This is a genomic window from Verrucomicrobium spinosum DSM 4136 = JCM 18804, from assembly GCF_000172155.1.
Lineage (GTDB): Bacteria > Verrucomicrobiota > Verrucomicrobiia > Verrucomicrobiales > Verrucomicrobiaceae > Verrucomicrobium > Verrucomicrobium spinosum.
In genome coordinates this window covers 3,668,534-3,693,332 of sequence record NZ_ABIZ01000001.1, presented here as the reverse complement: position 1 = coordinate 3,693,332, position 24,799 = coordinate 3,668,534, and the positions used below count along the sequence as shown (strand labels likewise).

At 61.1% G+C, this 24,799-nt stretch carries 14 protein-coding genes and 1 tRNA gene; 10 read left to right on the top strand and 5 right to left on the bottom strand.

Annotated features, from left to right (window positions below):
• Positions 1–286 precede the first annotated feature (286 nt).
• Positions 287–1,735 (bottom strand): DUF1501 domain-containing protein, encoded by a 1,449-nt coding sequence (locus VSP_RS14835; RefSeq protein ID WP_009961543.1) that lies wholly within the window; start codon positions 1,733–1,735, stop codon positions 287–289.
• Positions 1,732–4,380, bottom strand: a complete 2,649-nt coding sequence (locus VSP_RS14830; protein WP_044134407.1) for a DUF1553 domain-containing protein — start codon at positions 4,378–4,380, stop codon at positions 1,732–1,734. The genes VSP_RS14835 and VSP_RS14830 overlap by 4 nt, the downstream gene beginning before the upstream one ends.
• A 338-nt stretch (positions 4,381–4,718) precedes the next feature.
• Here VSP_RS14830 and VSP_RS14825 point away from each other — a divergent pair, with 338 nt between their 5' ends.
• The gene (locus VSP_RS14825) at positions 4,719–6,119 is read left to right on the top strand and encodes an acetylxylan esterase (RefSeq protein ID WP_009961541.1); all 1,401 of its coding nucleotides are present in this window, start codon (positions 4,719–4,721) and stop codon (positions 6,117–6,119) included.
• Between the two features lie 176 nt (positions 6,120–6,295).
• Here the strand turns inward: VSP_RS14825 and VSP_RS14820 are convergent, their stop codons facing one another.
• Positions 6,296–6,934: a hypothetical protein gene (locus VSP_RS14820; protein ID WP_029190461.1), complete on the bottom strand. Its 639-nt coding sequence runs from the start codon at positions 6,932–6,934 to the stop codon at positions 6,296–6,298.
• A gap of 156 nt (positions 6,935–7,090) precedes the next feature.
• Entirely contained in the window at positions 7,091–8,923 is a 1,833-nt protein-coding gene (locus VSP_RS14815; RefSeq protein ID WP_029190460.1) for a HEAT repeat domain-containing protein, read from the bottom strand.
• 541 nt (positions 8,924–9,464) lie between these two features.
• Here VSP_RS14815 and vccA point away from each other — a divergent pair.
• The 5 genes from vccA (at position 9,465) to VSP_RS14790 (ending at position 17,302) form a co-directional block, all read left to right on the top strand.
• Entirely contained in the window at positions 9,465–13,427 is a 3,963-nt protein-coding gene (vccA, locus tag VSP_RS14810; protein WP_009961538.1) for a Verru_Chthon cassette protein A, read from the top strand.
• A gap of 69 nt (positions 13,428–13,496) precedes the next feature.
• Positions 13,497–13,970 carry a Verru_Chthon cassette protein B gene (vccB, locus tag VSP_RS14805; protein ID WP_009961537.1) on the top strand — a complete coding sequence of 158 codons (474 nt, stop codon included), beginning with the start codon at positions 13,497–13,499 and terminating at the stop codon, positions 13,968–13,970.
• Positions 13,971–14,005: 35 nt separating this feature from the next.
• Positions 14,006–15,205, top strand: a complete 1,200-nt coding sequence (gene vccC, locus VSP_RS14800; protein ID WP_009961536.1) for a Verru_Chthon cassette protein C — start codon at positions 14,006–14,008, stop codon at positions 15,203–15,205.
• A gap of 20 nt (positions 15,206–15,225) precedes the next feature.
• Complete coding sequence (vccD, locus tag VSP_RS35530; RefSeq protein WP_009961533.1) at positions 15,226–15,861, top strand: Verru_Chthon cassette protein D; 636 nt, start codon at positions 15,226–15,228, stop codon at positions 15,859–15,861.
• Positions 15,862–16,540: 679 nt separating this feature from the next.
• The gene (locus VSP_RS14790; protein ID WP_009961531.1) at positions 16,541–17,302 is read left to right on the top strand and encodes a hypothetical protein; all 762 of its coding nucleotides are present in this window, start codon (positions 16,541–16,543) and stop codon (positions 17,300–17,302) included.
• 264 nt (positions 17,303–17,566) lie between these two features.
• Here the strand turns inward: VSP_RS14790 and VSP_RS14780 are convergent.
• Positions 17,567–17,641: transfer RNA gene (locus VSP_RS14780), tRNA-Met, on the bottom strand.
• Between the two features lie 178 nt (positions 17,642–17,819).
• Here VSP_RS14780 and VSP_RS14775 point away from each other — a divergent pair.
• From VSP_RS14775 to VSP_RS35525, 4 genes are all read left to right on the top strand, one after another.
• The gene (locus tag VSP_RS14775; RefSeq protein ID WP_009961527.1) at positions 17,820–18,635 is read left to right on the top strand and encodes a sugar phosphate isomerase/epimerase family protein; all 816 of its coding nucleotides are present in this window, start codon (positions 17,820–17,822) and stop codon (positions 18,633–18,635) included.
• Positions 18,636–18,712: 77 nt separating this feature from the next.
• Positions 18,713–20,113 carry an MBL fold metallo-hydrolase RNA specificity domain-containing protein gene (locus VSP_RS14770; protein WP_009961525.1) on the top strand — a complete coding sequence of 467 codons (1,401 nt, stop codon included), beginning with the start codon at positions 18,713–18,715 and terminating at the stop codon, positions 20,111–20,113.
• A 91-nt stretch (positions 20,114–20,204) separates the two neighbouring features.
• Positions 20,205–21,407, top strand: a complete 1,203-nt coding sequence (gene glgA / locus VSP_RS14765) for a glycogen synthase (RefSeq protein WP_009961524.1) — start codon at positions 20,205–20,207, stop codon at positions 21,405–21,407.
• A 779-nt stretch (positions 21,408–22,186) separates the two neighbouring features.
• Complete coding sequence (locus VSP_RS35525; protein WP_009961522.1) at positions 22,187–24,517, top strand: peroxiredoxin family protein; 2,331 nt, start codon at positions 22,187–22,189, stop codon at positions 24,515–24,517.
• Positions 24,518–24,799: the final 282 nt, after the last annotated feature.

The following is a 24,799-nucleotide window of genomic DNA, read 5'->3' as shown; positions in this document are numbered from 1 at the left end:
TGGTATGAACCCGGACCTTCGGCCCTTCTGAAAGGCGCTCACCAGTTACAGTCGTGGCGGTTGCACCATCGCGGCTCCGAGGCGCGCCAAGGCAAAACAGCAAGACGATGCGTTTTCCCTGATGGCATTCGGCTAAAGCCTACTCCACAATCCCCCGAACTGCCCACTGCCCACTGCCCACTGCCCGCTGCCCGCTGCCCACTGCCCACTGCCCACTGCCCACTGCCCACTGCCCACTGCCCACTGCCCACTGCCCACTGCCCACTGCCCACTGCCCACTGGCTCATCACGCCAGCAACTCCCTCACCACCTTTGCTCCCTGCCCATCGGTCAATGACGCCGCGACGCCGTTCCGCTGGTAGGTGAGCTTGTTGTGATCCAGGCCGAAGAGGTGCATCAGGGTGGCGTGCCAGTCGTAGTGGTGAACTTCATCCACCACAGCCTTGTGGCTCCACTCATCGGTCTCCCCATGGACGTAGCCGCGCTTCAACCCGCCTCCGGCGGCCCACATGCTAAAACCGTAGGTGTTGTGATCGCGACCCCATTTCTCCCGGCCGGCGTCATTTTGCAACACCGGCAGACGACCCATTTCCCCGCCCCAGTGCACCACAGTGGTGTCCAGGAGTCCACGTTGTTCGAGATCCATCAACAACGCAGCACTGGGCTGGTCGCATGCAGCGCAATTCTTGGGCAGGGTCGAGAGCAGCGAGCTGTGCTGGTCCCACGACTGCCCGGAATTCAACACCTGCACGTAGCGCACCCCCCGCTCCACCAGACGGCGGGCAATGAGGCAGCGGGTGCCGTAGTCACGAGTCACTGGGTTGTCCACCCCATACAGCTTTTTGATCGAAGCGGGCTCATTGGAAATGTCCAGAGCTTCGCGGGCTGCCGTCTGCATGTTGGCGGCGAGCTCATAGCTGGCGATGCGGGCTTGCAGATCCAGCTCACCCGGATGTGCGCTGAGGTGGTCTTGGTTGAAGGCCTTAAGCAATCGCAACTGCCGCTCCTGTGGACGTCCGGCCAGGGAAGCGGGCGGATCGAGGTTCAGAATCCGTGGCTCGGTGGGGCGGATCACGGTTCCTTGAAACAGGGCAGGCAGCCACCCATTGGTGTAGTGCTCGCCCTGGAAAGTGGGCAGCCCTCCTGGATGGGCCAGCACCATGTAGGCAGGCAGATCCTGAGTCTCGCTGCCCAGACCATAAGTCAGCCAGGAACCCAGCGCCGGTCTGCCCGCGGTCGTGCGCCCGGCATTCATTGCATACAAAGCCTGGGCGTGGTTATTGACTCCTGAGGTCATGGAACGAATGAGCGTGATGTCATCCACCACCTTGCTGAGATGCGGCAGCAGCTCACTCAGCTCCATGCCGCACTGCCCGTGCTTCTGAAATTTCCAGGGCGATCCGAGCACCTTTGAAGATGCCTGGGCGAGGTTGTCGTATTTGATCTCTCCTGGAAACTTCTGGCCGTCGTACTTCGTCAGCATCGGCTTGGGATCGAACAGATCCATCTGCGACGGTCCGCCCATCATGAAGAGCGAGATCATCGCCTTGGCCTTTGCTTCGTGCGGCGGCTGCTTGGGCAGCAGGTCGTAGGTGACCTCGCCAAAGGTGGCCGGCTTTACTGGAGCAGCCAGCAAGCCATCTTGCTTGAGCAAGGATGCCAGCGCGATGCTGCCGAGACCAAATCCCCCCGCGTGCATGAAATGGCGGCGGGAGCATAGCTGAGGGTGGTTCATTCGATGTAAAGAAAACGGTTCGAACTCAGGAGCACCTGACAAAGGCTTGCCAAGGCTTCCTGGGGCGGATTTGGCTTGGGAGCATCCTTGGCGTGCTGGATGTCGTGGTGATACTGCGTCAGCGCCTGCGTTTGCTCTTTCAAATAGGCCAATGCTTCGGCCACCGCTGCATCAGGAGCAGCCTCCCCATAGAGCAGATGCCAGGCCCGCTGCACCTGGCCGGCAGCGTCACCAGGGACTTCTGCAGCAAGGCGATCCGCCAGACGCCGCGAGTTCTCCAGGACGAACGTGTCGTTCATCAGCAAGAGCGATTGCGGGGCCACGGTGGTCTGGCTGCGCATTTCACAGTTTGGCACCATGACGGGTGCATCAAAGGTCTCCAGCACTGTGACCGGGCGGGTACGACGCACCTGGAGGTAAATGGAGCGCCGAAAGTCTGCCTTGCCCCCACTCTCCACTTTGAAGGTTACGATGGTCCCCTTGTCCACCCCGGCCACCACCCGCCCGGCCGGATCCCGGCCGATGTCACTGGGCGGCCCATAGCTGTCTTGAACCAGCGCACCTGTGACCGCCAGCACGGAATCCCGCAGGGTCTCCGCGTCCATGCGTTGCAACTTGAACCTTCCGTAGAGGCGGTTCTCGGGATCCTGCTTGAGCGACGCCAGGTGCACGGTGCTCTGCCGATAGGTCCGGCTGAGCAGAATCAAGCGCTGGAGATGCTTCAGCTTCCAGCCGCTTTGCACAAATTCATCCGCCAGCCAGTCCAGAAGCTCGGGGTGAGTGGGAAGCTCCCCCTGGCGACCAAAATCGCCGGGCGTGTTCACAATGCCCCGCCCCATGTGATTCAACCAGAAGCGGTTCACGAGCACGCGGGCCACCAGCGGATGCTGCCCGCTGGTCAACCACTTGGCATAGGCCAACCGGCGTCCGGAGGAGCCCGATGCCAGCACCACCGGCTGGAAGATCGCGCCAGGAATCTCAGAGAGAATACCGAGTTCGCCCGGTTGCACCACCTGCTTGGGCTGATCATGATCACCCCGATTAAAGAGCTTGGATACCGGCACCTGCCCCTTCACCTCCGTCAGCGCCATGAGGAAACCTTCCGCCGGCTTGGTAGCGCGCAATTGGGTCGCCTCCGCCATCTTCGCATCCACCACGTTCTGCTTCTTCTGGTCGTAAAGGTTCAAGGAATACAGCGCCAGAGCGGAGGGGTACTTCTTGATGAGCGCCTTCTGCTCAGGGGTGCGGCTCTTGTCCACAGTGGCACGCGCCAGGCGATAAGGTTCACGGTCCGCCTCGGGGAGCTTGAGCACCTCCACTTCGAAGATCTCGTCCAGGAACTTCTTCCCCATGGCGCGGGCATCAGCTTCGATAGCCTTGGCCCTCTCTTCAATGGCGGCCGCTTTGGAGCGCTCCTCTGCTGTGTAAAGGGAATAAAGCCGCTGGGCCGGGGTACGCCAGGCCTCCCAATGATAAGCGGGGTCAAAGATGGCCCGCAGCCGGTAGTAGTCTGCTTGCGTGATCGGGTCATACCGATGGTCATGACACTGCGCACAGGCCACCGTGAGGCCCAGCAGAGAGGACGTGGCGACCTTGATCTGCTCTGCCACCACCTGGTTGCGCGCCAGCTTGGGATCATCCACCGTGTCTCCCGTGCCATCCGGTGCCATGCGGAGGAAGGCGGTGGCCGTCAGGTCGTCACGCCGTTGCGGATCCAGCACCGCCTCCTGGGTCGTCGCGTGGGTGACGCCCGCCAGTTCGTCCCCCGCCAATTGCTCCTGGATGAACTCGTTCCAAGGCTTGTCGTCATTGAAGGCCCGGATGACGTAGTCCCGGTAGCGCCAGGCCTGCGGCCGCACGGAATCCGCTTCTGCATAGCCGTTGGAGTCAGCATACCCTACCACATCAAGCCAGTGGCGGGACCAACGCTCTCCATAGGCCTTGGAGGCCAGCAGGCGGTCCACCAGACGTTCATAGGCTCCCACAGCGGGGTCATTCACAAACTCCTCCACCTCCCTCGGGGTTGGAAGCAATCCGGTCAGATCCAGTGTCACCCGGCGGATCAAGGCAGTGCGGTCTGCCTCCGGGGCAAAGTCCAGCCCCGCTGCTTGGAGCCGCTGGCCCACGAAGGCATCCACAGGTGTGTGGCCCATCGGTTGTTCGCCAATCGGCACCGCAGGACGGTGGACAGGTTGGAATGCCCAGTACGCCCGATCCTCCTCTGAAATCACCGCCCCTGGTGGGAGGTGCTGAGGTTCCGGTCGCGAGGTCCTGGCCCCTTGGGCGATCCATTGCTCCAGCACGGCCAGCTCGGCGTCCGACATCTTTTTGCCCTTCTTGGGCATCTCGCCACGCCGGATGATCTGCACGAGTTCACTGCGATCCCCATGTCCGGGCACCAACAACGTGCCACCGCTTTCCAGCGGAGCATCCATGAAGCGGCGCAGGCGGAGATCCACCCCGCCCTCTGGCTTGTCCTCCTCACCGTGACAGTGGGTGCAATGCGCCTTTAGGATCGGTCGCACTTCCTTCTCAAATGAAATCTCCGCGGCCTGCAATCCCCAAGCAGTCGAGCCCCAGCCCAGCACGATCAGGCCAAGAGGAATCTGGGAGATGCCGCCACCGGCACGGAATAAGGCGGACATGTCAGAGAAGGATGGGATGGAGAGGCGTTTGTCAGAGGGCATCGCAGAGTTCGCAAGACGCAGACATGCAAAGAACGGTCCAACTCCCTCCTCTGTATCAGCCCCACAAAGGCTCCAGGGGTTCTCACCCATAACAACCCCTCAAATCAGACACAATTTCAGGATTCCGGGTCACATTATGATGGAAACCACCTGATTCACCCGGGTGGCCATCACAAATGCACAGCTAGCGGTGACAAATCCATGCCCGCCGAACGACGGCGGAAAAATAGACTGATTGCCCGCAACATTTGCGCCCCTGGCCTGCGTAGAGGTTCGCTTCCAACCATTCGATTTCCATGCGACCAACATTCCGGCTCCGTCATCTCCTGCTCAGTTCTCTGGTGGCCCTCGCCACCGGACCCGTCCTCCCCTTGGCGGCGCAATCTACCGCTCCTGCCCCCGCTGCCAACGCCCCCATTCCGACCGCAGCGACAACTCCTCCTGTCGCACTGGCTCCCAAGCCTGCCCCCCTGCTCACCGTGGCCAGCACCAAGCCGGATGCCCTCTACAAGATCGGAGAAGAGGTCACCTTCAAGATCAGCCTCGCCGCAGACTCGCCCGTGGCACCTGATGCAGAGATCACCTGGAACATCTCCAAGGACGGAGTGCCGCCGATCAAGGAAGGCAAAGCGCGGCTCAACCAAGGCTCGGTCACCGTCACCAGCAGCCTTCCCGAGGCCGGGTTCCTCCTGTGCCGCGCGACGGTGCTACACCATGGGAAGCCTGTCACGGCCTTGGGCGGAGCGGGAGTCGATCCCTTGTCCATCAAACCCAGCCTTCCGGTGCCAGACGATTTTGATGCCTTCTGGGCCGATCAGAAAAAGAGGGTCGCCGCCGTGCCCTTGAATCCCCGGCTTACTCCTGTAAAGTCAGATGTGGCCAAGGTCGGAGAATGCTACGACGTCCAGCTCGACTGCATTGGAGCGCCCGTTTCGGGTTATTTCTGTAAACCCACTGGAGCCGCCCCCAAGTCCCTGCCTGCAGTGCTCCTCCTCCACGGTGCCGGGGTACGCAGTTCCCAGCTCAACAGTGCCGCCAACTGGAGCAACAACGGGGCTCTGGCCATGGACATCAATGCGCATGGCCTGCCCAACGGCCGGCCCGATGATTTTTACAAGGACGTGGAGCAGAGCGTCCTGAAGGACTATCGCACCGCCATCAACGACAGCCGCGAAGGCTGCTACTATCTGGGCATGTTCCGCCGCCTCATTCAGGCCATGAACTTCCTCTGCGCCCAGCCGGAGTGGGACGGCAAGACATTGGTCGTGTACGGCTCCAGCCAGGGTGGTTTCCAGGCCTTTGCCGCTGCCGGGCTGGATGAGCGGGTCACCTTCTTCGCAGCCGGGGTTCCTGCTGGCTGCGATCACACGGGCATGGAGGTCAACCGCGTCGCGGGCTGGCCCAAGTTCCCAATGGTGGACAAAACAGGGGGCAAAAACACCAAGGCGCTGGAGGCCTCCCGCTACTTCGACGCCGTGAACTTCGCCGCCCGCACCAAGGCCAAAGCCGGGATCGTCACCGTCGGCTTCATCGACACCACCTGCCCACCCACCAGCGTCTATGCGGCCTACAATGCTCTGCCGCTCCAGAACAAGTCGATCTACAACGACATTCCCAGCGGCCACTCCAACTCGCCCCAGGCCGTCAAGGCCATGACTGATGCGGCCGTCGCCCAGCTCAAGGCGGGGAAGGAGTGACGGGGCAAGGGAGCAAGGGAGCAAGGGAGCAAGGGAGCAAGGGAGCAAGGGAGTGATGGAGTGATGGAGTGATGGAGTGGCGGAGTGGCGGAGTGATGGAAAGGGTGTACAACCACCCTTTCCATTCTTATCCGGTGTGTGTTTTAGGGTTGCCCCCTCCCTACTGAATTACTGAATCACCGAATTCCCCGGTACCGGTAGGGTTTGAAATCCTGTTGTTTCAAGAACCACACCGGCACCGTGTGCTTTGTCACCCGCCAGCCCAGAGGACTGCCGGTTTCATAGACGAGCATCTCGGACTTCTCCGCATTGGTGAATTCTGCGAAGAGCACCACGTGGTTGTTGTACACGTTGAGGGCATCTCCAGGTTGCAGCGCCTCATAGGAGGGTAGTTCGTCGCAGATCTTTGGCAGCGTGCGGGTGGAACAGGCCCACGTCAGGCCCCAGCACCGGGAGACGAAGCCTGAGCAATCCACCCCGGTAGTGTGTCGGCTCACAGCCTTCTCCAGCCCCGCCCGCTTGGCCTCTGTGTACACATCCCCCGCATACTTCCCGGCTCGCAGGGCGCGGTCAAAGGACTCCGGGGTGTCGTTTCCACCCCAGCAGTACGGCACGCCGTAGTTGACCGTGCCGGGTTTCCAGTAGCCCGGTGTCTTGCCCTCCGGCGCAAAGAGATGGTCAGGGGTATCCACCCGCTGACCATCGGCATCAATCCCATGCAGACGGTTTTTCTCCGTAGGATGCCAAGTGTGGTTGAGATACTGCTCCGCCTTCGCCAAGCACTCCTGCCGGGTGACCGAACTCAGAGGCCCCACCTTACCAGATTTGACAGAGGTGCAAGACGTGAAAGGGACCGTGGCCGCGATGGCAAACCAACAGAGATGAGCGGCTGAAAATCGAAGAGGGGGCATCCCTTCGACCCATAGCCGGAGTTTGCTTATGCGCCATCAGAACCCCAGGCGGAACGCACTTCACCGGGACAGCGCCTGCGGCCAAGTCTGCCCATCAGGCAGTTGCCACTCCCGATGACGTCCTCCCAACTCCATCAGCATCGCATCGGATACCGGTACGCGGCGGCCGGCACGGAGATGTGCCTCTGTCGCCGGATCACCGAGGAAGCGCTTCCAGGCCTGGTGAATCTGTTCCGATTCTTCCACTGAGATTGCACTCGTCCGCTGAAGGCGGGCCCCTTCCGGCCAAACCAGTTGCTCAATCAGAAGCACCAACGCCTCCGGAAAGCGCGACTTCTCCCCCAAGGCTTCCATCCAGACCTGGGTCATCTGCCATCGAGCGCCGAGCTGGATCAAGGCATCACAGGCATCATGGGTGATATTGGGCTCAGGATTTTCTCTCACAAGCTTGAGCAACGACTCCTCGAACCTGGCGTCCCGGGTGCCCAGCGTGGCGTGGATGGCCGCGCGTCGCACCCCGAAATCCGCATCCCCGAGCGCTGCCTTGATGGCGTCCCGCCAGCGTTCAGATGCAGGGTCGGGCAGGGCTCGCAGCGCGGCCTCCCGCACGACGGCATAAGGAGACGCCAGCCCTGGTGCGAAAAGCGACTCCCCAACCGCGGGGACGGGAGGGCGCTCAGCGCTTGCCATAAGCCAGAGGCCAGCCCACAACCTCCCCGCTGCGCGAGTTTCATCGTCTTGAGAGAAGTCGAACTTCCAGCCGCGGCGCTGGATGTCTTCCAGCGCGCTGAGCAAGGCGGGCCCTGGGGCAGCCGCGAGAAAGGTCTCGCCTTTGGGGTCCGTGCGATCCTTGGTGGTCCTGACAACGCGGTCCAGTGCCTGGAAGACCAGTTCTGCATCGGTCACCTCCCCCAGCCCGCCCAAAAGCGCCGCAGCACGCCCCACTTCGTCTGCCTCTGACCGAGTGACCATCTTGCGCGCCGCCTTGATTACCATTGCATCCAGTTCCGGAAGCCAATAGCGATGCGCATAGAGCTCCATCTCCCCACCGGGCGTGATGAACCCGTTAAGAGTCCGGAGCGGGGGTTCTTTCCCATTCGGCACCGGCAGGCGCTTGGCAATGAAGAGCGCCGCCGTACTGGCGACCTCTGGTTGCTCACTCTCCAGCAGCCTCACCAGGGCACGAGTCGCATCAGTGTTGCGGACGCGATGAATGCCCTCAAAGGCCTGAAGACAGCCCCCAGCTGCGGCCTGCTCCAGGGCGGGGAGGTAAATGGGGTGAATCATCCAGACAAAGGGCGGACTGTTCCAGTACTGCCCCAGGTGTTGAGACTGACGATGTTCGTTCTTTCTTGCCAGCGCCTGCACCCGTCGGCCTATCTCCTCGGCAGAGGGCAGTACCACTTTGATGCGAGCCTCCGCCACGGGATACGGCCGCTCCGTCGTCGCCAGCCAGCCGAAGTCATGATGCACCTTTACAAGGTACTCCCCCGGATGATCTATCCTCACATAGTTCTGTAGCACCAGTTGCTCCCGGTACTCCTTGAGGGGTGCCACCTCGTGGGGCGCACCAATGATCCCGCCCATGTCGTACCAAGCCGAGGGTTCGGCTTTTGATCCGGCGTCATCGACGACTTCGAATTTGTACCTCGTGGGATAACCCGTGGCCCGGTAGTCGCCGCCCGTTTGCGCCTTCAGCGTCAGAGGGCCGCCGTTTCGCAGCACAAAGGTCAGCTCAATGGGCTCCCCCAGGACAAATTCCGGGCCCTTGTAAAACTGCAAATTGGCCGCGGCTCCAACCGGGACCGGGCCCAACGGTTTCGCGCCCGCCTTAGCCCCAGAAATGGCCGCCGTCATGAGCAGCGTGAAAACCACGGTCCATTTTCTAAACATGCCAAAGTTTGCGTCAGCACAAAAAGTCCCGTCAACCCTTTAGTGGCGCTGTGTTGCCCATGCTGTCGTTGCCCACCTATTCCAAATCCACATCGCTCCTTTAAAAAAACACATGTATTTTTTAAGACTGTGCTAAGATCGCGGCGCTTCGAGCGTTTAGAAATCCGACGGGAGGCATGTCTTTACGACTGTTTTTTCTCCGACTGCCATCAATAAATTGGAATTTACATTCCGACATCGCCCAAAAGTAGAGATAATCTGATAAGGGCGTTTACCTGCGGCTTAATAGCCTCTAGGAGAAGACTTTGGGAAGGCTAGTCCATGGCCTGATACTGGCATAGATCAGCGGCCGTAACGCATACCAGGGCACCATTAGCACGCCTAAAACCACAAAAAACGCTGCAGCCCGCGCCACAGGCTGATTCAGCGCATAAGTGACTCCCCACTAACGGAGTACAGACATTGTATTGGCAGATCCGTAATTGCCATCCGGTACGAAGTTCCAATAGAATGATACAAATATCACGACCGACTCCAACGCATGAGAAAGTCCCCCCAACCCCAAAATCAGGGTGCCGCTCTCGTCATCGTACTGAGCATCCTCACCATCCTCGTCACGTTGGTACTTGCCTTCTTTTCGATGGTACAGACTGAATCCCAGTCTTCCACCAGCTTTGCAGAGAGCGTGGAGGTCCGTAACCTGACCGACGTTCCGGTGAACCTGGTGGTCTCCCAGTTGCGCAAGGCCACCGAAAACCTCGCCCCGGTCGGCACTGAAACTGCATTCAAGACCTGGTCATCTCAGCCGGGGATGATTCGCGTTTACGGTGTCGAGCCTGACAGCAGCAACTTTCGTGGCAAGGCAGTAGGGCTCTACAAGCTCTATTCGGATGACAAACTGGTCGTCACTAAATCTGGTGCCACGGCAACCGCCAGCGGCATGAACCCCTCTGAGGCTGCGGCGGCCCTCCGTGAGGATATGGACGATCTTGCCGCCTGGAACAGCAAGCCTGGCATGTTCACGGACTTGAACGAGCCGGTCCCGGTGCCGGGCACGACGCCCACCCTCAAGTTCCCCATCCTTGACCCCCGAGCTGCAGCCCCCGGCCCTTCTGGCTACGCCATCGACGGCTTTGACTACTATGCGAGCGGTGGTTCAGGGGCACCTGCCGGTACAGCAACGGTGGCAGGCACGGTGAAAGCCAGCAACCGGAAAGACCTGGCGGCCCGCGTGCCCATGCCCGTCCGTTGGATGTATGTCTTGAGGGACGGCAGCCTGGTGACCCCCACGTCTGCCGACACGACCAAGGCGAATTTCACTGCACCCACCAAGGACAACCCTATTGTGGGACGCGTCGCCTACTGGACTGACGACGACAGCAACAAAATTAACATCAACACCGCCAGTGAAGGCAGTGAGTGGCAGATCCCAGTTTCCACGAACCAGACGGACAAGGACTATGCCGCCCGGGTGCCTGCACAGAACGAGTTCAGCCGCTACCCCGGCCACCCAGCCACCACCAGTCTGAGCACGGTGTTTCAAGCCTTTGGCAGTGATTTCTACGTGGATCCGAGTTTCACACCCAATACCGCCGTATTCGCCCGTCTGCACAAGCTCTCCCCCAGAACACCCTGGGGCGGCACCATGGCCGGCACAACGACGCCAGGCAGCGCCACCACGGGTCTGCCAGCCAAGCAGGAGCGTCTCTATGCGAGCGTGGAGGAGATGTTCTTTGACCCCGCCCGTCAGCAAAACCTGACCGGCCTGGACGCCACCTCCCTGGAGCTGGGCAAGTTCTTCCTCACCGCCCACAGCCGCGCTCCGGAGCTCAATCTTTTCGGCAAGCCGCGCATCAGTCTCTGGCCCCAGTCCAAAGACACCGCCCAACGCAATCCCAAGGACAAGCTGCTGGCTTTCATGAGCGAGACCACCGGGACCACCGACCGTCAGTGGTATTGGGTTCGAGAAAAGAACTTTACCACCAGCGATCCCGGCTCCTCCCAGGACCCGAAGGCGGACTACCCCGGAACGATGCGCAATGACGCCATGTTTCACAGCTACTACCGCGCCCTTACCGGCGGTGTGGGTGGGGCCACCGGCCTGGAAGCCCAACCACCACCCGGATTTGGTGTAAAGTCCATGAAGCAGAAGTACGGCGAGCGTGAACGAGACCAGATCGGTGCCGGAGCGTTCGACCTGCTCCGCTGGGGCATCAACAGCTACAGCTCCGTGTCTGCAGGGGGCTGGCCCACCTACACCTACCTGCCAGACCGCGTCAGCGGGAACAAGGGGCAGTCCAGTGCCGTGCCGATGGATATCCGTGAGAGCAACACGGTCGTAGCCCGGGGCTATGGCCGCTGGCCCACCGTCACTGAAGCAGCTCTCGTGTTCATGCGCATCAAGGGCACCGGGGCCAATGCGAAAGATCGCATCCAACCGTATGTGATCCTGGAGACCTTCGTGCCCACGAGCGGACCAGCCAGCATGACGGCCAATATCATCTACCGCATCCAGGGAATGGAAGGGTTCAAGGCCAAAGTGGGAACCGGAGCTGACCAGAGCCTCGGATTTGCGGGGACCATGGACAACCTTTGCAACGTGACGGAAGGCACCTTCGGCGAGTTGGCCTGTGGCAACACGCCCTTCACGGGCATGGGAAACCTGCTCGCAGCCGGAGGCACCACCGCCAAGATCCCGACACCCGGGGCCAGCGGCGGCGGGGTGAGTGTGTATCCATTCGTGGGCCAGTCGTTCGAGATCCCTGATGGAGCGGCTGACTTCACCTTCACCGGTGCGGCCTTCACCATCAAGACTTACCCCGGCTGGACCGGCGCAGTGGACGACAACAAGCTGGTTCAGACCATCAACATGACGTTCCCCACGACGCCGGTGAAGTTCAAGCTGCCCCGCCTGAATGCCACCTATCCCTCGCTTGATTCCCGCTTTAACAAGGCAGGTGGTCGCTATGAACCGCGGCTCATCTGTGATGGGGACATCGTCCGCTCCGTCGAGGCAGATGTGAATGCCGCGCCAAAGGGTGACCTCCGCCTCTACTCCGGCATGAAGGTGGTGCCTGCCAGTTGGTTCACGGTGCACCGCGACTATGCCGACTTCAACACGGAGCGCCGTCAGTTCCTCCGCACGGACCTGACCGCGAGCAATGGCCAGTTCGGCCCCCATGCCGGGGCGCTGCCCGCGGCGGAGAACTGGGGTGAGCAGAGCGGACGCCAGTCCAACCACAATACCGCCGGAACCCTGGTCAAAGGCTTCATGTACTCACGCGGCTGCCCTCCCGCAGTGCCACGGGGTCTGGACGGTGCATTCCTCACCACCACGGCCAGCAATACGGCTCCCGGCGACTGGGACAATGGCGTCGGCATCATTGCGGACGGACCCTACATTCGCAAGCCCGATGAAGGCAACGCCTCCGGCTCCCCCTACATGAGCCGTCACCACTTCGAAAAAGAAGACGGCGTCACCTACTCACCGAGCCGTCAGATCGCCTCCGCCGTGGCCTTCGGCTCCCTGCCCACGGGCATGAACCTCAGCGCTCCCGCCAGTGTGAAGCCCTGGCAGACGCTGCTCTTCTGCCCAAACCCCGCCTCCCGCTCCAGCGCCCCCAATGCTGAACCCAGCGCCGCTGACCATCCCGGCTTTGGAGCTCCGCGTGACCACCTCATGCTCGACCTCTTCTGGATGCCCATCACGGAGCCCTACGCCATCAGCGAGCCCCTCTCCACCGCGGGCAAGATCAACATGAACTACCAGATGGCCCCCTTCACCCACATCGAGCGCACCACCGGCATACGCGCCGTGCTCAAGTCCACCCGCCTCACGGCCATCTCGCCCAGCTCGGCAGGAGGCAAAGGCACGGGCGTAACCACCACCAGTTCCGGATCCAGCCCCTACAACAAGAGTGGCTCTGCCGTGTACAAGCAGTCTGACTCCAGCACCACACACACGAATGAACTGCGCTACGCCGTGAACGCCGCCGTCACGTTGCAGGGCTTCCGCAACCGCTTCAACACGGGCGACATCTTCCACTCGGCCTCGGAGATCTGTGAGATTTTCCTCGTACCACAGCGGCTGAATGGCAAGACCTACGCCTCTGACGCGCCCCTGCCCCCCACGAACTACAACGAGATGACGAAGTGGTGGAATGGCAACCTGGGCGAAGTGGATGCCATGGAACTGACGGGCGACAACTCCCGCGAGGAACCTTACAATCACATCTATCCGCGCCTGACCACAAAGTCGAACACCTTCACGGTTCACTACCGGGTGCAGACTCTGCGCAAGGCCCGCTCCACGGAGCCGACGGAGTGGGTGGAGGGACGGGACACCGTGGCCTCTGAGTACCGCGGTTCCACCATGATAGAACGGTATCTGGACCCCAACGAAAGTCAGGTGGCCGCCGCCATGGTCGGGGCCGGCAGCTTCAAGTACTCCTGGGACACCTTCTACCGCATCCGCATCATTCAGCGCAAACAGTTCACCCCTTGACCCCATCGACCCGTCCCTTGCTGAACCCAGAAACACAAAAAACCCAACACCCCTCTAACTATGACCCTTATGAAAAGCAGCCCCAGAGCCTTCTCTCTAGTGGAAACCGTGACCGCCCTCGGCATCGTCTCCATCGCAGTGCTCACGCTGGTGGCCCTGATCCCCACCGGCCTGGACGACCTGCGGAAGAGTTCGCTGAAACAAGCCGAGGCGCGCATCATCCAGTCCGTGGTAGGCACCTACCAGATGATCAGCTGGGGCTCACCCGGGGCAGCCATGACCCTGCCGGACAAGGAGTTCTACTTCGACATCCGCGGCACCGCCCTGAAGAAGGGCGACATCGACCACGCCATCACGGCGCGCGCAGTGGTGGACAAGACCACCCCGCCGACCCTGGCAGGAGATTCCTCCCCATCGAAGCACCTGCGCAAGCTCAAGGTGCTGATCACCAGCCAGATCAACAACACGGCCGCCTTTAGTGACCCCCTCCTCTATCATGAGCGCAGTGTGATCGTGGCCAACCTTGAACAGACCAAGCTCTGATCGCAACGCCCACCCCACGGAAGATGCACACGCCAATGCACCCCCAGTCAGCCACCGGGCCCGCCGCCGCTGCGGCGGCGGTGCGCAAGCGCCCCTGCGGCTTCACACTCATCGAGCTGATGCTCTCCGTGGCCATCCTCGCGGTCATGGTGCTCATGCTCACCAGCGTGCTCAGCAACATGCAGAACGTGGTGGCAAGATCCCAGGCCCAGGTTGAGGAGTTTGAGGACGCACGCCTGGCCTTCGAGTCCATGGCACGCAAGCTCTCCCAGGCCACGCTCAACAGCTACTGGGGCTACGTGTATGACAACCCCACCGCCGCCAACCCAACCCCAAAGTACTACAGCCGCCTTAGCGATCTGCACTACGTCCAGGACGGGGTAAAGAACCTCATGCCGAATGCCACAGGCAACGGTCACGGGGTCTTTTTCCAGGCACTGCTGGGGGATTCAGACCCCTCCACCACCATGGGCACCTCCATCGCGGGGATGAGTGACCTGCTCAACTGCTGGGGTTACTATGTGGACTACGGCAGCGATCTGAACCGGCGACCCACCTTCATGCGCAGCGGCATGCCTCTCCAGCTCAATCCGGAGCGCAAACGTTTCCGCCTCATGGAATTCCGCCAGCCTGCGGATGTGTCCATCCTCTTTGACCCGACTTTCAACATCGGTGCCAAGACAGCCAAAAACGACATCTACCGCTGGTTCCGCGGCCCGTTCAAAAGCGGTACGGGCACCACTGCGGAGTACTCCGTACCCTTGGCAGACAACATTCTGGCTCTGGTCATCGTCCCGTACATCTACGTCACCACTGGTGGCTCCTCCACCGCCAACAGCGTGACGGACACCCGCAAGAAACAGTCCTACGAGTACGACACCCGTCTCTATCAATGGCGCCCCAGCAACTCCGCCCAGGACGTGCTCTCCAGCAAGAACCAGCCGCCAGCCATGCTGGAGCTTACCTTGATCGCCACCGACGAAAAGTCCTACGACCGCCTGGTGCAGCGTGAAGGAGAGACCGGGGCAGAGACCAAGATCCGCGATGTGTTCAAAGGCCTGCTCACCACGGCGACCAACTTCGCCCCGGACCTTAACAAGGCCCTCGAAAACAAAACCTACGAGATCGACACCATTGAGACGCGGCTGAACGCTCTCGACATCCACTACAAGATCTTCACCACCACCGTGACCCTGCGAGCCTCCAAGTGGATCACCGAGCGGGAAAAACTTTGAGGAACAGCCACTCCGCCCTGATGAAACTTCCTAGAACCATCCAACTGCACCGGGCCTCCGGCGGCTTCACCCTCATAGAGATCATGGTGGTGATGGCCCTGATTGGCGTGCTCATGGCCCTGAGCCTTAATGTCAGCACCGCCTGGAAGGCCCAGAAACTTACAGCCCAGGCCAGAGGGGTCGCCTCAGAATGCGCTCAAGCCATCCTGATGGCGCAGAAGGACAACTTCCCCGTGGAGATGCGCTTCTACCAAATGCCTGATGACCTGGGAGGAGGATCCGCAACCGCCTTCAGGGCCTTTCAACTCGTGCGCCTCACCGGTTACGCCCCCGCTGATGGCAAGGCCCTTTACAAGAACCTGACTGAGGTGAAGTACTTTGCCGATGACATCATCCTGCACGAGAAGGCAGAGTACACCTCCCTCAAAAGCCTGCCGGTACAATCCCCGCCAGAGGATGCGATTCCACTCCGGGGCGCGCCGCGGAATTTCGTCGCTTTCATGTTCCTCCCCAACGGCACCACGACGCTGCCCCGCTCTCCCGATGCGGTCTTCACCTTCGTGAAAGAGAACGAGCTAAAATCCGCAGACGCACTACCCGACAACTACCGCTCCATGGTCCTTCAGCCCGTGACCGGACAGACTACCGTCTATTAGAATTTGGTTGAGTGAGAGATGCAGGCAGACAAACGAGCAACGGCAACGGGTGACCCACCGTTGCCGTTGTGAGTTTCTGGGAGGGAACTCACTATGAGGAGCGAGGGACATTCCTGTCCCGCTTCGATCCAAGCGGCCCACGATGTCACCTCACACCCCAGCTCCCGATTCCTCGCGGTCATGGAGCGCCCCTTGGGCACGCGCTCGCCTTCCAAGATTCAGACATCCCATACGGAGAGATCAGAGCTTGTGCGACCGTAACCAAGGTTGGCTCGCTTTGGGCTCGTCCACCCTTGGGCTGTGCTAAAAATCCCTTTCAGGGATTAGCTTTGGACTGAGCCAGAATCGATTCCTTGGCGGCCACCTGGAGATACCCGCCTCAAACCGAAGTTGATCCCAGTATGGGCTCTGTAGCCCAATGTTGGACGAGCCTCAAGCGAGTCAACGTTGGGCAAGCCCGGAGAGGATGATCAGGTGGGAAGGCCGACAATATCCGCTTCCTCCCTACCGCCATCAACACCTCCACGTCAGCTCCTCAGGTTCCTTGGCGCGCACTAACTGAAGCGTCTTGTCTATCTCCCAAAAAGAAGGCAACAATTGCGTCTAATCATCTGAATAACTTCCGGTTAACCTGCGTCCAAGGGCGTAACCGCACACTCCGGTCTCCCGCCAAAATTCCATGAAGCCCCCACGCCGTCTCTTGGTGCCCGCTGTCTTCGCCATCACCTGCGCCTGCCTCGCACCCACCGGCACGATCCAGGCCCAGGAGGGGGCCACGGCAGCTTCTGTCACCTTCCCCAAGCCCGGAGGCACCATCACCCTCCTAAACTGCACCGTCACCAAGATCGAACCGGATGGCGTCAGAGTCTCCCACTCCGCGGGCACGGCCAAGATCCCGTACGAGCACATGCCGGAGGATTGGCAGAAGGCGATCAACTACGATGCCACCGCAGCCCAGGCCTACCGGGTTTCGCAGGACTCTGCGTCACTCGATGCCACCGCCCGGGCGGAAAAGGATCGCAAGCTCCTCTACGATGCGGAAATGGTCCGCCTGGAAAAGAGCCGCCCCAAGCTGCGCCCCGTCGGCATGACCTGGATCAGCCGTGAGGCCATGAAGGTGGACACCGAGATCATCAATGTGCGCGTCGTCTCGGTCGAGGAAGACTTCCTCGTGGCTGAAAAGATGTCGGAACGCCCGCCCACGATCGACCCCCAGTCTATTGCAGCGGGAGCCGCTGTACCCGTGGTCATGTCCGCCGCAGGCATGTGGCCCACGGGCACCCTCGTCGTCCTCACTGGCAATCTCCCCAAAGACGTGGCTGACCAGGACGAGTTCTGCATTCAGGCGAACCGCGATGGCACCCGCAAGTATGATTCCTCTGACGGCAGCAAGCGCACCCTGCGTGTGTACGAGATCGCCCGGCACAACGCGCCGCACTAGGGAGAACAGACCAATCGCGCGTTTTGAGGCGGGTGCCAAGGAACCACCAGGAGATGCCCGCCTCAGTTCGAAGCGGATCCCCAGCGGGCATCTGTAACACAGCCCAACGTTGGACGAGCCCTAAGCGAGTCAACGTTGGGTGCCTCCGGGGACGATGATCAGGTGGAGGGGGGCACCGACAGCATCGGCTTCAGCCTTCAGGCCACATCTACCGAACGGGATTTCTTCATCGCCTTTGCAGCAATTCTCCACTTCTGAAAAAAGTGGTGGCAGAGGGGAGAATCGAACTCCCGACCAAGGGCTTATGAGTCCCCTGCTCTACCGCTGAGCTACCCTGCCATGAGTATTGGTTATTCGCGGGAGTGTGAGGTTAGGCAGGTGTCTGGAATTGTCAACCAATCCGCCTTGTTTTTTGCTCAAAAGTTTCCGCCTGTCCTCCCACCGTGAGCTGGACCTTTGGCGCATTCATCATGGGGAACAGTTGCCTTCCCTCCCACGCTCGTATAGAAGCAGTTCCATGCGTTTTGCGATCTGCAATGAACACTGGGGCAATGCACCTTTTGAAAAGGTGTGTGAAGATGCGGCAGCCTGTGGCTATCAGGGGCTGGAACTGGCTCCATTCACCTTGAAGGAAGACCCTCGCGAGCTGACCTTGGCAGATGCCACCCGGCTGGTGCAGATCGCCCAATCCTTCGGCCTGGAAATCATCGGCCTGCACTGGCTGCTCACCCGCCCCACGTGGTTCAGCATGACCACGCCTGACGCAATGCTGCGCAAGGACGTGCTCAAGTTTGGCCAGCAGCTGGGCCGCTTCTGCGGCGCTCTGGGGGGCAAGGTGATGGTCTGGGGCAGCCCCAAGGCCCGCAACCTCCTGCCGGAATGGGATGTGCAGGAGTCCTTCAAGCGCGCCGTGGACGTGGTCCGTGGTGTGGCTGAAGTCGCCTGGGAAAACGGGGCCGTCCTCGCCATGGAGCCGCTGGGCCGGAAGGAGACCAACTTCATGAACACCGCCGCGGAAGGCATTGAGTTCTGCAAGGCCGTGGATCACCCAGGCTGCAAACTCCATCTGGATGTGAAGGCCATGAGCGATGAGAGCACCCCCATCCCGGACATCATCCGCCAGAGCAAGGACTGGTTCATTCACTTCCACACCAATGACCCCAACCTCCTGGGCCCCGGAATGGGCGAGGTGAAGTACGAGCCCATCATCGCCGCCCTGCGCGAGGTGGGGTACACCGGCTGGCTGAGCACAGAGGTCTTTGACTACTCGATGGGGCCCAAGGTGATTGCTGAGAAGAGCATCGCCTACCTCAAGCAAGTGATGGCCTACTAGCCCGCCTGGTCGGGAGTTCGATTCTCCCTTCCAGCCGCTTCTCTGCTCCAAATCCAGCCCGTCCAGGCTCCTTATTCATGAAAATTACCTTCCACGGCGCGGCGGAGACCACGACGGGCTCCCAGCATCTGCTCGAGGTTAATGGGCAGCGCATCCTCCTGGACTGCGGTCTCTATCAAGGCCGCCGTCAAGAGGCCTTTGAGCGGAACCAGCACTTCCCCTTCGACCCCAAGGCAATCGATGTGGTGATCCTTTCCCACGCCCACATCGATCACAGCGGGAACCTCCCCAACCTGACCCGCCAGGGATATAGAGGAAACATCTTTTCCACCGATGCCACGCGCGATCTCTGCGCGGTGATGCTGCCAGACTCCGCTCACATCCAGGAGTCAGATGTACGCTGGCTCAATCGCAAGCGCGAACCCCGCGGCCTGGCTCCCCTGAAGCCAATGTACAACCGGATGGATGCAGAGTTGTGCCTCCGGCAGTTCGTCACCATCGGGTACCAGCGGCCCATGCTCATCGCCGATGGGGTGAAACTCACCTTCATCGATGCTGGCCACATCCTGGGAGCAGCCCAGGTCATCCTGGATATCGATGACCGGGAAACCGGGCAAAAGTCCCGCCTGCTCTTCTCCGGAGATGTCGGCCGGCCGAAGAGTGATCTCCTCAATCCCCCAGCGGTCGCTGAGGACGTGGACTACGTCATCATGGAGAGCACTTACGGGGGACGAGCGCACGAGATGGAGATGGCGAGTGATGAACACATCTGTCGCATCATCAATGAGACCGTGGCTCGCGATGGGAAAGTGCTCATCCCCGCCTTCGCCGTGGAGCGCACCCAGCAGCTCCTCTATTCCATGAACAAGCTGCGGGAGCAAAACTGCTTCCCCGCCCTGCCCACCTTTGTGGACAGCCCCCTGGCCGTTAGCGCCACGGAAGTGTTCCGCCTTCATCCGGAGTGCTTCAACGAGGAGGTGTACAACTTCCTGTTTGAAAAACGGAACCCCTTCGGCTTCGAAGGCCTGCGCTTCATCCGTGAGGCGACGGAGTCCAAGGCCCTGAATCAAATACGTGAGCCCGCCGTCATCATCGCCGCCTCCGGCATGTGTGAATCTGGGCGCATCCTGCATCACCTGCGCACCCACATTGAGCACGCATCCACCACCATCCTGTTCGTCGGGTATTGTGCTGAGGACACGCTGGGCTGGAAGCTGCGCAACGGTGCCCGCAAGGTTAGCATCCTGGGCGATGAGTTTCAGGTGCGGGCCCGCATCGAGATTCTCGACTCCTTCTCCGGCCACGCGGACCACGATGAACTGCTTGCCTGGTTTGCCAAGATGACCGGGCCCAAGCGGCAGGTCTTCCTGGTGCATGGTGAGCGCGAGCGGGCCGAGGCCCTCCAGGCCGCCCTCGCAGCAGCCCACCCTCAGAGCCAGACCACAGTCGCCCGCCTGCATCAAGAAGTTCACTTGTGATCCGCTGGCGAAGTGCCCGAGTTCATCATCCCTCTGCGTCTCTGGCCCGTCCGGCACCCATCCTGCATCCACTCCCCTTTCCGACTCCATCATGAAAGCTCTATTTCTGACCAACGAATATCCGCCGCATATCTACGGCGGCGCTGGCATCCACGTGCAGTACTTGACCCGCGAGCTCTCCCGCCTCTGTGATGTGGAGGTACGCTGCTTCGGGGACCAGAACGACAACCTCAACCCCCGCTTGCACGCCAGGGGCTTCGGGTTGGACAGCAGCAAGTGGACCTGCCCCAAGCCGCTGGCCAGCGTCTTCGGTGCCCTACAGCGCGGACTCGACTTCAACACCTCAGACATTGATGCCAATCTGGTGCACCTCCACACCTGGTACTCCCACTTCGGCGGCATCGTGGCGAAGCTCAACTACGGCATCCCCATGGTGCTCACCACCCACTCCCTGGAGCCCCTGCGTCCCTGGAAGCGCGAGCAGCTCGCAGGAGGCTACGACTTCAGCGTCTGGGTGGAAAAGACCGCCATCGAGATGGCAGACGCCGTCATCGCCGTCTCCCAGGAGACCAAGGTGGACGTGTTGCGTTTCTTTGACGCCGACGCCAAAAAAATCCACGTCATCCACAACGGCATCGATCCGGAAGAGTATCAAAAGGTGCACGCCCCCGACACCCTGCGCAAACACGGGGTCGATCCCGACAAGCCCATCCTCCTCTTCGTAGGACGCATCACCCGGCAGAAAGGCATCATCCACCTCGTCCGAGCCATTGAAAAGATGGACCCCGGCTTCCAGGTGGTGCTGTGCGCCGGTGCCCCAGACACCCCGGAGATCGCCGCCGAGATGAAGCACGCCGTGGCTGATGCCCAAGCCAAGCGGGACGGCGTCATCTGGATCCAAGCCATGCTTCCGGTGGAGGAGAAGATCGCCCTCTACTCCCACGCCGACCTCTTCTGCTGCCCTTCCATTTACGAGCCCTTCGGCATCATCAATCTGGAGGCCATGGCCTGTGAGACCGCCGTCGTCGCCAGCGCGGTGGGCGGCATCAAGGAAGTCGTGCTCCCCGGTGAGACCGGCATCCTCGTCCCCCTCCTCCAGCAGTGTGAGAGCCCCTATGAGGCCGAGCATCCCGCCCAGTACGCCAAGGACCTGGCCGAGGCCGTGAACCGCCTCATGGCGGACCAGAGCCTCCGCGATCGCATGGCCAAGGCAGGCCGCCAGCGCGCGGTCGAGCACTTCTCCTGGCGCGCCATCGCCGAGAAGACGCTCGATCTCTATCAGTCACTGCTTTAGAGAACGAGAGCAAAGCCTCGGGTGAACAGTGACAGGATCGCTGTTCACCTTGGCTTGCGTGGGCAGCAGCCGAGTCTGTCGATACTTGGTGACGTCGGCGAGAAGGCGAAACCCGCAGACCTTCAGCTAGTGCCTGCCAGGGAATCTTGGACGCAAAAGGCAGTCAGACTGCCGCAACTCCTTCGGAGTAGAAACCTCCAACACTCATACCCAACGTAGGCTCGCTCGAAGCTCGCCAACGTTGGGCTTGTAGCCCCATCCTCTTCGAGGAAGAGCTTCGACACCGTGCTGGTTCCTTGGCGGCCGCCCCAGATCGAAGTTGATCCCCAACGGGGATCTCTAACACAGCCCAACGTTGGACGAGCCCTAAGCGAGTCAACGTTGGGTACCTCCCAGGACGATGATCAGGTGGGAAGGCCGACCGCATCCGCTTTCTCCCCACCGCCATCAACACCCCCACGTCGGTTGGACCTGATGTCTTGTGTTGCCTGACGTTTGCGGCAAGATGCCGCAAACAGCACACAGGATGCGTGCGCTCCCCGAGCTTCCCAAGCACAGGCCATCTGAAGCCTGTCAGTCGATGCTTCACCACCCCAGGTTCCTTGGCAGGCACTTGTTTCCCCGCGGAATGCGACCGCGTGCCCAAGGGCCACTCCACGGCCGCGAGGGGTTGAAGAATCAAACACTCCCCAAGCATCCATTTCTCCTACAGAGAACCACGATTTGGAGAATTCGGCATTCTAATTTCAGAATTCCGGCATTTCGGTCGTTTTCCCTTCATGCGCTTTCTTCTGCTCGCACTGGCTGCGGCCCTTCCCGCCGCAGCCGCCGATCCTTTGCCGGGTCACTCCTTTCACGGGGAGGCCTTCGACGATGGTCCGCGCCAGGCCGCAGTGCTGATGGAGGGCTGCGGAAAGGTCAAATTCCCGGTCACCACCAAGAACGAGCTCGCTCAGAAATTCTTCACCCAGGGGATCGGCCAGATCCACGGCTTCTGGTACTATGAAGCGGAGCGCTCCTTCCGGCAGGCAGCCGATCTCGATCCCGATTGCGCAATGGCCTACTGGGGCTGTGCCATGGCCAATGTGAATAACGAAAAACGCGCGGCCGAGTTCATCAAAAAGGCCGGGGCCAAGAAGGCTGCCGCCTCCGCCAGAGAGAGGGCATGGATCACCCTCCTGGAGGACTTCTACAAGGACCCAAAGAAGGACAAGAAGCAGCGCCAGCTCGATTTCATCAAGGGCATTGAGGACATCATCCACGAGAACCCTGATGATCTTGAAGCAAAGGCCTTCCTCGCCTGGGCGATCTGGGAAGGCAAGGGCGACGGCGTCACCATGGTGAGCCGGGAGTCGGTGGACGCGATCCTCTCCCAGGTCTTTGCCAAGGAGCCCATGCATCCCGCGCACCACTATCGCATCCACCTCTGGGATGACAGCAAGCCCGCCCGCGCCGTCGAGGCCGCCACGCTCTGCGGCCAGAGCGCGCCCGCCATCGCCCACATGTGGCACATGCCCGGCCACACCTTCAGCAAGGTGAACCGCCTGCCCGATGCCGCCTGGCAGCAGGAGGCCGCCACCCGCGTGGATCACGCCTACATGATCCAGACCCAAGTGCTGCCGGACCAGATTCACAACTACGCCCACAACACCGAGTGGCTGGTTCGCACCTATAACCAGCTCGGCCGCGCCCACGACGCCGCCGCCCTCGCCCGCAATCTCATCGAGATCCCCCGGCACCCGGAGTACAACACGACGGACAACAAGAACAAGAGCGCCGCTTACGGCCGGACCCGCCTGCTGGACACCCTCCTCACCTATGAGCTGTGGGATGAGCTCCTCGAACTCGACGGCTCCCCTTACCTCGATATCACGCCCAATCCCAGCATGGAGGCCGCCCGCATCCGAGCCCAGGGCGTGGCTGCCTACTTCAAGGGAGATCGCGCCGCAGTTGCCTCCCGCCTTGATCAGCTGGAGAAGCTGCCTGCCGCGAAAAAGGAGCCCCCAGCCTCCGCAGACTCCAGCAAAGTCAAACCTGTGGCCAAAACCACCGAACCGTCCCCAGTGCCAGCACCTACACCATCTTCCGCCCCCGCCAAGGTCGAGGAAATCACCCAACCGGAGGCTTCTGACAAGCCTGCTGAAAACAAGCCCTCCGGGGCAAAAGCACCCGGCGAAAAGCCAGCCCGAGGCGGCAAGGGAGACTCCGCCGTGAGCAATGCCAAAGCCGAGCTCAGCGCCCTGATCGCCATCCTGGACAAGCAACCCCTTGCGGAACTTCAGAAGAAGCTGGCCGCGCTGAAGGACACTCCCAAGGAGCGCTTGATTCGCTACCATCTGGCCGTAGGCGACAAGGAGAAGGCCGTGGCCGCCGCCCAGCAACTGCCCATGGACGCCCCCAACCTGGCCCTCCGGGTGGATGCGCTGATGCTGGCGGGCAAGCCAGATGAAGCCAAGAAGCACTTCGAAACCCTGCGCGTCACCGCAGGCAGTCTCGACACCAACGTGCCGATCAGCCAACGCATCGATGCGATTGCCAAAGAGTTTGGCGCCCCCCTGCCCTGGCGTCGCCCGGAAGCACCGCGCACCGATTCCGGTAAGCGCCCCGCCATGGAATCCCTGGGCCCTGTTCACTGGACCCCCTTCTCCGCCGCCCCCTTCACTCTGCCGGATGAGTCCAACCATCCCGTTTCGCTCTCCGACTTCTCCGGCAAGCCCGTGGTCGTCTTGTTCTACCTAAGCCGCCACTGCACTCATTGCATGGAGCAGCTCAAAGCCTTCTCCACCGCCGCAGACGACTTCAAGAAAGCCGGCCTGGAGATCGTGGCCATTGGCAGCGAGGAAGCCATGGACCTCACCGCCACCGCCGACACCTGCCGCCCGGGTGATGCCACCAAGCAGAACGCCATCCATCTCCTGGCCGACCCGGAGCAGTTGGTCTTCCGCAAATGGCGCTGCTACGACGACTTCGAGGGCATGCCCCTCCACGGAGCCTTCCTCGTGGATGGAGCCGGTCAGATCCGCTGGCTGGATGTCGGTCCAGATCCCTTCACGAACACCAAGTTCCTGATCGAGGAGTCCAAGCGTCTGTTGAAGTTCCAGAAGCAGTGAGTGAGGCAATCTGGTGGGCCACTCGGGCGAACCGGGACAAGAACGTTTCTCGCTCCCTTTTCCGACCTTCACACCCAGCGCGCCCCCTGTAGGGCAAGCGCCCCGCTTGCCGCCATCGTCACCTGATGAGGCAACCGGCGCGGTCGCCCTACAACCCAGCGCGGTTTGAATGCCAGGGCGTGCGGCGAATCTCATGGCCCACTCGGGGCGAACCGGGACAAGAACGTCTCTCGCTCCCTTTTCCGACCTTCACACCCAGCGCACCCCCTGTAGGGCAAGCGC

What these genes read in the sequence shown, in the direction of transcription:
- VSP_RS35525 (WP_009961522.1), top strand. Translation starts at nt 22,187, where the DNA reads ATGCGCTTTCTTCTGCTCGCACTGGCTGCGGCCCTTCCCGCCGCAGCC.
- vccA (WP_009961538.1), top strand. Translation starts at nt 9,465, where the DNA reads ATGAGAAAGTCCCCCCAACCCCAAAATCAGGGTGCCGCTCTCGTCATC.
- VSP_RS14775 (WP_009961527.1), top strand. Translation starts at nt 17,820, where the DNA reads ATGCGTTTTGCGATCTGCAATGAACACTGGGGCAATGCACCTTTTGAA.
- glgA (WP_009961524.1), top strand. Translation starts at nt 20,205, where the DNA reads ATGAAAGCTCTATTTCTGACCAACGAATATCCGCCGCATATCTACGGC.
- vccD (WP_009961533.1), top strand. Translation starts at nt 15,226, where the DNA reads ATGAAACTTCCTAGAACCATCCAACTGCACCGGGCCTCCGGCGGCTTC.
- VSP_RS14835 (WP_009961543.1), bottom strand. Translation starts at nt 1,735, where the DNA reads ATGAACCACCCTCAGCTATGCTCCCGCCGCCATTTCATGCACGCGGGG.
- VSP_RS14790 (WP_009961531.1), top strand. Translation starts at nt 16,541, where the DNA reads ATGAAGCCCCCACGCCGTCTCTTGGTGCCCGCTGTCTTCGCCATCACC.
- VSP_RS14825 (WP_009961541.1), top strand. Translation starts at nt 4,719, where the DNA reads ATGCGACCAACATTCCGGCTCCGTCATCTCCTGCTCAGTTCTCTGGTG.
- VSP_RS14770 (WP_009961525.1), top strand. Translation starts at nt 18,713, where the DNA reads ATGAAAATTACCTTCCACGGCGCGGCGGAGACCACGACGGGCTCCCAG.
- vccC (WP_009961536.1), top strand. Translation starts at nt 14,006, where the DNA reads ATGCACCCCCAGTCAGCCACCGGGCCCGCCGCCGCTGCGGCGGCGGTG.
- vccB (WP_009961537.1), top strand. Translation starts at nt 13,497, where the DNA reads ATGAAAAGCAGCCCCAGAGCCTTCTCTCTAGTGGAAACCGTGACCGCC.
- VSP_RS14815 (WP_029190460.1), bottom strand. Translation starts at nt 8,923, where the DNA reads ATGTTTAGAAAATGGACCGTGGTTTTCACGCTGCTCATGACGGCGGCC.
- VSP_RS14830 (WP_044134407.1), bottom strand. Translation starts at nt 4,380, where the DNA reads ATGTCCGCCTTATTCCGTGCCGGTGGCGGCATCTCCCAGATTCCTCTT.